This is a genomic window from Oleiphilus sp. HI0086 (assembly GCF_001635225.1).
In genome coordinates this window covers 1-331 of sequence record NZ_LWFZ01000303.1, presented here as the reverse complement: position 1 = coordinate 331, position 331 = coordinate 1, and the positions used below count along the sequence as shown (strand labels likewise).

The following is a 331-nucleotide window of genomic DNA, read 5'->3' as shown; positions in this document are numbered from 1 at the left end:
GCGAGTGTGTGGGGTGTCGAACCTTAAGTGAAAGTGAGTATTGTCATATCTGTCAGGACGCTCAGCGGGAACACAACACTTTATGTGTTGTCGAATCTCCCTCTGATTTGATCGCGATTGAACAGACACATCAGTTTAAGGGTGTGTACTTCGTATTGAAAGGTAGCTTGTCACCACTTGATGGTAAAGGTCCTGCAGAGATCGGCATTCCAGCTTTAATGGATCGAGTCAGCTCATTGTCAGCCAAGGAAATAATATTGGCTACAAACCCAACCGTTGAAGGTGAAGCAACGGCTCATTACATTGCTGAAGTGTTTAGTGAGTCTGATGT

1 protein-coding gene is annotated in these 331 nt (G+C 45.0%); it reads left to right on the top strand.

The genetic code is table 11. The features are described 5' to 3' along the window. Nucleotides 1-331: toprim domain-containing protein (locus A3756_RS03715; protein WP_156490245.1), on the top strand; the 331-nt coding region annotated here is incomplete at both ends.